The organism is Massilia sp. NBRC 108631, assembly GCF_059704565.1.
In genome coordinates, this window is sequence record NZ_BAAKJE010000182.1 from 152,765 (window position 1) to 160,458 (window position 7,694).

Here is a 7,694-nt window from a genome sequence, read left to right on the forward strand (position 1 = left end):
TTGCGGGGTGGCACTGCGCTTGCTAGCATGGTCTATATCAAATCAATATCCTGGGACTAACCAGGTAACGGAGACCTGCCATGAGTACCATTGCCACCGTCGATGAAGACCTGGCACTACTGCGCTCGCGCGGCATTGCCCGCGCCGACGCCGACCCGCTGATCGTGCGCTCCTGGCGCCGCTCGCTGGGCCAGTACAAGCTCGATCCCGGCCGCAGACAGGCGCCGCGCGTGCTGGCCGGCGGCCAGCTGCGCGACCACCAGGACCCAATGGAGCCGATGATGCAGATCGCGCGCGGCGGTGTGGAATACCTGTTCAACCAGGTGCGCAGCGCCGGCTACGTGGTGCTGCTGACGGATTGCGAGGGCGTGACGGTGGATTTCAAGGCCGACGCCCTGCAAAAGCGTGAACTGCGGCGCGCCGGCCTGTACCTGGGCGCCTGCTGGTCGGAACAGGAGGAAGGCACTTGCGCGGTGGGCGCCTGCATTGCCGACCAGAGTGCGCTGACCGTGCACCAGGCCGAGCACTTCCGCTCGACCAACACCACCCTCACCTGCAGCGCTTCACCCATCCTCGACACCGACGGCAGCCTGCTGGCAGTACTGGACGCGTCCGCACTGTCCTCCCCGGGGGACAAGCGCAGCCAGGCGCTGATGCTGCAGCTGGTGTCGGTTTCGGCCAAGATGATAGAGAACGCGCACTTCCTCAAGAAGTTCGAGGACCACTGGATCATCCGCCTGAGCCGGCGCCGCGAGTTTGCGGAAGTGGTGACAGACGGGCTGATTGCGCTGGACCACCTGGGCCGCATCATCGCCGTCAACCGCAATGTGCAGCAGGCCTTGCATGGCGCGGAACAGGCCTTGCTGGGCCGGACCGTGGACCAGGTGTTCGATACGCGGCTAGAAACGCTGCTGGCGTCTTCCGGCGCCCAGCACCGGGAGACGCTGGCGCTGCGCGCGCTGCACAGCGGGCGCCAGTACTACGCGCTGATGCGCGCGCCGAGCGGACGCACGCTGTGCGTGCAGCCTTCGCGCAGCGCGCGCTCGAGCCACCCGACGGCGGCAAGCCTGCTGACGCTGGAGGAACTGGCCGGCGAGGACGCGCAGATGAAACGCAACGTGGCCATCATCCGGCGCGTGATCGACAAAGGCATCGCCATCATGCTGCAGGGCGAGACCGGCACCGGCAAGGAGGTGTTCGCCAACGCCATCCACCACGCCAGCGAGCGCGCCGAGCAACCCTTCGTGGCGCTCAATTGCGCTGCGATACCGGAATCGCTGATCGAGAGCGAATTGTTCGGCTACGCCGACGGCGCGTTCACCGGCGCGCGCGCCAAAGGCATGCGCGGCAAGCTGCTGCAGGCGCACCGGGGCACGCTGTTCCTGGACGAGATAGGCGACATGCCCCTGCAGATGCAGACCCGTTTGCTGCGCGTGCTGGCGGAAAAGGAGATCGTGCCGCTGGGCGCGGAGAAAGCGGTGCCGGTGGACGTGCAGATCGTGTGCGCCACGCACCGCAACCTGCTCGACCAGGTCATGGCGGGCCAGTTCAGGGAAGACCTGTACTACCGCCTGAACGGCATGAAGATCCACCTGGCCGCGCTGCGCGAGCGCGCCGACATCTCGACCTTGATGCACAGCGTGCTGGCCCGGGTGGCGGCGGAAACAGGCCGGGGACAGGTGACGATGTCGGCGGAGGCCTTGCGGGCCTTGCTGGGGTACCGCTGGCCCGGAAACCTGCGGCAGCTGATCAATGCGCTGCGCGCAGCGGTGGCGCTGTGCGAGCACGATCATATCGAGCTGCCCGACCTGCCAATGGACGTGAGGGAATCGAAGCAGCCGCCGTCCCACCGGGCACTGCCGGCGCCGGATCAGCAGGCCGCGTGCGGCGAGCCCGATGACGAACGCGGCCTGCTGCTGCGAGAACTGCGCAAGCAGCGCTGGAACGTGACGCGCGCGGCGCAGGAACTGGGCATCTCGCGCGCCACCATTTACCGCAAAATGACGCGCTGGCGCATCGTGGCGCCCAACGCGGAGGGCGGCGACTAGGGTGTGCTACCGCCCCAGCAGCTTGCCCATTCTGTGCACGGCTTCTTCGATGCGGCAGTAGGCGGTGGCGTAAGAGAAGCGCACATGCCGGTGCGGCCCCGCCACGCCGAAGTCGTCGCCGGGGACAAAGGCCACGCCGGCTTGCCGCAGTACCGCCATGACGAAGGCGGAACTGTCGCCGCTTGCCGGATGGGCAACCCCGCTGCAATCGGCGTATACGTAGAACGCACCATCGGGCATGACGGGCACGCCGAAGCCGAGCTCGCGCAGGGCCGGCACAAAGAAGTCGCGGCGGCGCTGGAACTCCAGCCGGCGCTGCTCGTAGACGGCAATGGAATCGGGATGGAAGCAGGCCAGCGCGGCGTGCTGGGCCACCGTGGAGGGGCAGATGAACAAGTTCTGCGCCAGCTTTTCGATCACGCTTACCAGCTGCTCGGGCACAACCAGCCAGCCGAGACGCCAGCCTGTCATGTTGAAGTATTTGGAGAAGCTGTTGACGGTGATGACCTGGTCGTCCAGGCTGAGCGCGCTGTGCGGCGCGTGGCCATAGGAGAGGCCCTGGTAGATTTCATCGACGATGGCGAAGCCGTCGCGCGCGCGCACTTCGGCCAGCAGGGCTCGCATCTGTTCCACCGTCAGCGAGGTGCCGGTAGGGTTGGACGGCGAGGCGACGATGACGCCGCGGGTCCGCTCCGTCCAGTGCTGCGCGGCCAGTTCTGCCGTCAGCTGGTAGCGCTGCTCGGCGCTGGATGGTATCAGCACGGCCTTGCCGCCGAAAGCCGAAACGAAGTGGCGGTTGCAGGGATAGCTGGGGTCGGGCATAAGCACGTCGTCGCCATCGCACACCAGCGCGGCGCAGGCCAGCAGCAGGCCTGCCGAGGCGCCGGCGGTGACGATGACGCGGCGCGGATCGACGTCCACGCCGAAGGCGGTGCGGTAGTGGGCGGCGATGGTTTCGCGCAGCGCGGGCAGGCCGAGGGCGTCCGTGTATTGCGTGGCGCCGCTGCGGATCGCGCGCACGGCCGCTTCCGTCACCAGTTCGGGCGCGGTAAAGTCCGGCTCGCCGACGCTCATGCTAATGACGTCCACGCCGGCTTTTGCTGCTGCGCTGGCCGCTTTCATGATTTCCATGACGCGGAACGGTTCTATGGCCTGGACGCGGGCGGCGGCGCGCAGGGCGCGGGGGATATCGGGCTGGCGCAGGTCTGGATGGGCGTGTGTCATCTTGCACTTTCGAAGCGGGGCTTTAGATTATAGCGAAGTCCCCCGTTTCGCCGCCACGGACATGCAAGCGCCGCCCCTTGCGCACTGGCGGCATGGCTCAGAACAGGTGATGCACGCCCAGCCGCAATGCCGACTGGCGCGGGGTGGATGACACGCCCAGCGCATTGATGGCCGCCACCGCACCGTTTCCGGACGCGCGCTGCAGCAGCACCTGGGCGTACACCGACGTGCGCCGCGACAGCGTATAGACCTGGTTCGCTGTCAACTGGTCCCAGCGCCGGCCTTCCAGCGTGGTGCGCGCCAGTCCCAAGTTGAGTGACGTGAAGCCGCCGGTGCGCAGGTTTACACCCAGCTCGCTGCTTTTCATGCTCGTGCCGGCGGAACCGGCCGTAATGGCCGTGTCCACGTGCAGCGCGTGCAGCAGTGCCGGTCCCGCGCCATAACTTGCGCTCAGGCCGATACTGCGCACCCGGTCCGTGGCCAACGCCGCATACACCGGCGCGTTGGCCTGCCCGGAAATCAGTGTCCGACCCAGCAGGCTGCGTACGCCGGCGCTCTGCCCGAGCGCCAGGCTACGGTTGCGCGTGTCGCTAAGCGCAGCGGCGGCCCTGAACTGGCCGGCGGCGTAGCTGGCGCCCAGGCTGAAGGCGCGGCTGCGCGCCGCGTCCCCCGGCTGCTCGCCCGGCGCCAGCATGGCGCCCAGCGTCAGTCCGGCCATGGGCGCGCTGACTACCTTGAGCGCGTTATCGTAGGCGCCCGCGTTGGTCAGGTCGTCGATATTCCCGGGATGGAAAGCGTAGAAACTGCCCGTCAGCACGCCATTGCTTTGGCGCGCCACCATCTCGAACATGAAGTTGTTCTGGCGGCCCAAGGTGACGGTGCCGAGACGGCTGCCCAGCCCCACATACGCTGCGCGGTTGAACAGCTTGAGGGCGTTGAGCTGCGCACCGGTGTCGGTGGCATAGCCGGTTTCCAGCTGGTAGACGGCCTGGCAGCCGTCGCCCAGGTCTTCCGTGCCGCGCACACCGATGCGGTCCGGCTGCATATTGCCACTGTCCGTGCGGGTAACGCCGGCGCCGCCGATATTGCTGACCCGGGTCAGGCCCGCGTCGATGCTGCCGTAGATCGTGGTGCCGGCCTGGGCCAGCAGCGGCGCGGCCGCCAGGGCCGCGGTCAATCCGGTTTTCATCACGCCTCTCCTATTCTTTGGCCATGGTGCGGGTCACCTTGATCCGCGGCCCGATGTCGAAGGTCATCAGGTCTTCTCCTATCGTCAGCGGTCCGGCGTAGGTGGTGCGGGTGCGCCGCTCCAGCTCCGGTTCCGTGACGCCGAACAGCACGATGTGCGAGTACACCGCCAGGCGCGGCACGGCTTGCGCGAACACCTTGCCGGCGTCCTCCGGCCCGGTGTGGATGCCGATCACATTGCGCACAACGGGCGAGCTGCGCATGAGCTCCTCGGACCCGGCCGCCACTTCGTGCACCAGCAGGTCGGCGCCCCTGGCCTGCCGCACCAGCGCCGGCGAGTAGCGGGTGTCGCCGGACAGCACCACGCTGCGGCCCTTGTAATCGATGCGGTAGCCAAAGGCCGGATGCACCGGGCCGTGGTCCACCTCGAAGGCGGTGATGCGCACCCCTTCTTTTTCGTATGCGACGCCGGCGCCGATATCGGCCGCATCGACCTGCGAGCCGGGATTCTGTTCCAGGCGGATCTTGATGTCGTAGTCGAAGGCCTTGGCCATGTGTTCCATCATGCCGCGCGTGCCCGCCGGGCCCCACACGTGCAGCGGCGTCTTGCGTCCGCGCAGCCAGCCGGTCAGGTACAGGTCCGGAATTCCTATGGTGTGGTCGGAATGCAGGTGGGTGATGAACAGCTTGTCCACGGCGGCGAACGGGATGCCCAGCGTGTGCAGGCGCTGCATGGGGCCGCGGCCCGCGTCGAACAGGAACTTCTGCCCGCCCGCCTCTACCAGGACGGACGGGCCGAAGCGGCGCGTCTCGGGCAGCGGACTGCCGGTGCCCAGCAGATGCACGCGGAACGGGGCTGCATCGGCCGCTTCGGCAGCAGGGGCGTCATCGGCGGCACCGCCTGCAACGGCGCCCGGCGCTGCGGCCCACGCGCCAGCATGGGCCGCCAGCAAGCAGGCGGCCAGCATGGCACGGGCCTTCACTGCGCCACCTTCCAGGCATCGTAACCGTACACCCAGTCCGCGTTACCGCCTTCGCGCAGCCAGTTGTTGCCGCGCGATCCGAGCTGGATTTTCGAGGTGCGCTCGATGCGCAGCGCTTCGAAGCGGCGCAGCGCAGCGGCGATGCCGGCAGCTTCCCGCACATCGCGCAGCGTGCAAGCCAGCACCACGCCGTCTTCGATGGCCATGCCTGCGCCCTGCGCCATGAAAGGCATCATCGGATGCGCGGCGTCGCCCAGCACGACCATGCTGCCTTGGGACCAGGCGGGCAGCGGGTCGCGTTCGTACAGGGCGGTCTTGAGCACTTCGTCGCAGGCGTCCAGCATGGCGCGTGCATGCGGGTGGAAGGCGGCGTAGCTGTCGCGCAGCTCCTGCACGCTGCCTTGCGTGGTCCAGGATTCGAGCTGCCAGCTTTCCTGCGCGGTGGTGGCGAAGATGAAGATGTCCTTGCCGGCATTGAGCGGGAAGGTGACGATCTGGCTTTCGGGCGTTGGGCCCCACCATTTTGTGAACGCTTGCAGGTTGGGGATGCCGGCCAGGCGCTCGGCGGGAACCACGGCGCGGTAGGCCACCACGCCGGTGAAGCGCGGCTGCTCCTGACCGAACATGGCGCTGCGCACTGCGGAGTGGATGCCGTCCGCGCCGACCAGCAGGTCGAATTCGTGGCGGCTGCCGTCGGCGAAGGAAACGGCAGCGCCCTGCCCTGCTGCGCTGATGTCCTTGACGTGCTTGCCGAACAGGACGCGCTCGACCGGGAAGGCGGCGGCCAGCGATGCGAGCAGGTCGGCGCGGTGGATGGTCAGTTGCGGCGCGCCGTATTTCTGTTCGGCGGTGTCGCCCATTGCCAGGCGCGAGGTCTCTTCGCCGCTGTCCCAGGTGCGGCTGATGCGGTGCGTGGGGCGCGCCGCGGTGCGGCGCACGCCTTCGGGAATGCCCAGGCCGAGGCCGTCCAGCGCGCGCACGGCGTTGGGGGTGAGGTTGATGTCGGCGCCGACGCGCAGGAATTGCCTGGTTTGCTCGAAGACCACGACGTCGTGGCCCATGTCGCGCAGGGCGATGGCGGCGGCCAGGCCGCCGATGCCGGCGCCGGCGATGCCGATGTTGAGTTTGCTCATGGTTTGTCTCCGTTGGGGTTGCAAGGTGGATTGACTATAGCAATGCTCTTTTTTCTTGTGCGTTTTTTGTTCAATATGTTCAAATATGAACATATGGAGGATTTATGGCGGATGATGAAGCGAAAGGCGGGGCGGTGGCCCGGGCGTTCGGCTTGCTGGCGTATGTGGCGGCGGGCGGTGCGACCGGCAATTTGAGCGCGTTGGCGAGGGACGTGGGTATCAATCGGATTACGGCGGCGCGGCTGCTGGCGACGCTGGAGGATGAGGGGATGCTGGAGGCGCTGCCGCAGGGCGGACATCGGATCGGGCTGCGGTTTCTGGGGCTGGCGGCGGATGCGCTGGGACAGGATGATTTGATCGGACACGGGCGCAGGCTGGTGGCTTTGTTGAGCAGGCAGGTGTGCTGGTCGGGGTATATGGTGGAGCTGGATGGGCCGTTTGCGGTGTATCTGGTAAAGGAGGTGCCGCAGACGCCGCTGGTGAGTAATATCCGGCCGGGGAGCAGGATTCCGGCTTATTTGATTGCGCCGGGACGGGTGCTGATGGCGCGGCGGCCGAGGGAGTTGTGGCGCGGGTTGTATGAGGCGGCGCAGGGGGATCCGCGCGGGGCGCGCGTGACGTTTGAGGAGGCGGAGGGCATGCTGCTGGAGGCGGCCTCGCGGGATTGCTGTTGGAGTTTGGGGGCGTTTGAACAGGGGATTGATGCTTGCGCGGCGCCGGTGTTTGATGCGTCGGGCATGGCGGTGGCGGCGGTTAGTGTGGCGGGACCGAGCGATCGGCTGCGGCAGCGGCCGGGGGAGCGCGATACTATTGAGGCTGCGGTATGGGGGACTGCTGGGCGGCTGTCGGGGTTGCTGGGGACTTAGGGGTTTTACGGCGCACTGCTGAACGGAGGATTCGCAGAGCCTCCGCGCCCCTTAGGGCGCTGCGTCTTCGAATCCCACCCTCTCCGTCCATCTCTCCGTCTGGCATGTAGCTTGGCTTTTACGGCGCACTGCTGAACGGAGGATTCGGAGAGCCTCCGCGCCCCTTAGGGCGCTGCGTCTTCGAATCCCACCCTCTCCGTCCGGCACAAAGCAAAAAGCCTCCCGCAGGGGAGGCTTTTTACTTTGTTCTGG

General features: G+C 67.2%; 6 protein-coding genes. 2 read left to right on the top strand and 4 right to left on the bottom strand.

The genetic code is table 11. The annotated features are described in order from the left end of the window. The first annotated feature begins 80 nt into the window (after positions 1–80). Positions 81–2,048: a sigma-54-dependent Fis family transcriptional regulator gene (locus tag AC6H42_RS20230; RefSeq protein ID WP_082551839.1), complete on the top strand. Its 1,968-nt coding sequence runs from the start codon at positions 81–83 to the stop codon at positions 2,046–2,048. Between the two features lie 6 nt (positions 2,049–2,054). Here AC6H42_RS20230 and AC6H42_RS20235 read toward each other — a convergent pair whose 3' ends face one another. From AC6H42_RS20235 to AC6H42_RS20250, 4 genes are all read right to left on the bottom strand, one after another. After that, positions 2,055–3,272: a pyridoxal phosphate-dependent aminotransferase gene (locus AC6H42_RS20235; protein WP_497548801.1), complete on the bottom strand. Its 1,218-nt coding sequence runs from the start codon at positions 3,270–3,272 to the stop codon at positions 2,055–2,057. A gap of 97 nt (positions 3,273–3,369) precedes the next feature. Beyond that, positions 3,370–4,461 carry a porin gene (locus AC6H42_RS20240; protein ID WP_057155669.1) on the bottom strand — a complete coding sequence of 364 codons (1,092 nt, stop codon included), beginning with the start codon at positions 4,459–4,461 and terminating at the stop codon, positions 3,370–3,372. A gap of 10 nt (positions 4,462–4,471) precedes the next feature. Further along, positions 4,472–5,443: an MBL fold metallo-hydrolase gene (locus tag AC6H42_RS20245; RefSeq protein ID WP_497548802.1), complete on the bottom strand. Its 972-nt coding sequence runs from the start codon at positions 5,441–5,443 to the stop codon at positions 4,472–4,474. Continuing rightward, positions 5,440–6,576 carry an FAD-dependent monooxygenase gene (locus AC6H42_RS20250; RefSeq protein ID WP_057155671.1) on the bottom strand — a complete coding sequence of 379 codons (1,137 nt, stop codon included), beginning with the start codon at positions 6,574–6,576 and terminating at the stop codon, positions 5,440–5,442. The genes AC6H42_RS20245 and AC6H42_RS20250 overlap by 4 nt, the downstream gene beginning before the upstream one ends. A 104-nt stretch (positions 6,577–6,680) precedes the next feature. Here AC6H42_RS20250 and AC6H42_RS20255 point away from each other — a divergent pair, with 104 nt between their 5' ends. Continuing rightward, the gene (locus tag AC6H42_RS20255; protein WP_497548803.1) at positions 6,681–7,442 is read left to right on the top strand and encodes an IclR family transcriptional regulator; all 762 of its coding nucleotides are present in this window, start codon (positions 6,681–6,683) and stop codon (positions 7,440–7,442) included. Positions 7,443–7,694: the final 252 nt, after the last annotated feature.

Coding starts and splice junctions, on each gene's coding strand:
- AC6H42_RS20230 (WP_082551839.1), top strand. CDS start 81: ATGAGTACCATTGCCACCGTCGATGAAGACCTGGCACTACTGCGCTCG.
- AC6H42_RS20235 (WP_497548801.1), bottom strand. CDS start 3,272: ATGACACACGCCCATCCAGACCTGCGCCAGCCCGATATCCCCCGCGCC.
- AC6H42_RS20240 (WP_057155669.1), bottom strand. CDS start 4,461: ATGAAAACCGGATTGACCGCGGCCCTGGCGGCCGCGCCGCTGCTGGCC.
- AC6H42_RS20250 (WP_057155671.1), bottom strand. CDS start 6,576: ATGAGCAAACTCAACATCGGCATCGCCGGCGCCGGCATCGGCGGCCTG.
- AC6H42_RS20255 (WP_497548803.1), top strand. CDS start 6,681: ATGGCGGATGATGAAGCGAAAGGCGGGGCGGTGGCCCGGGCGTTCGGC.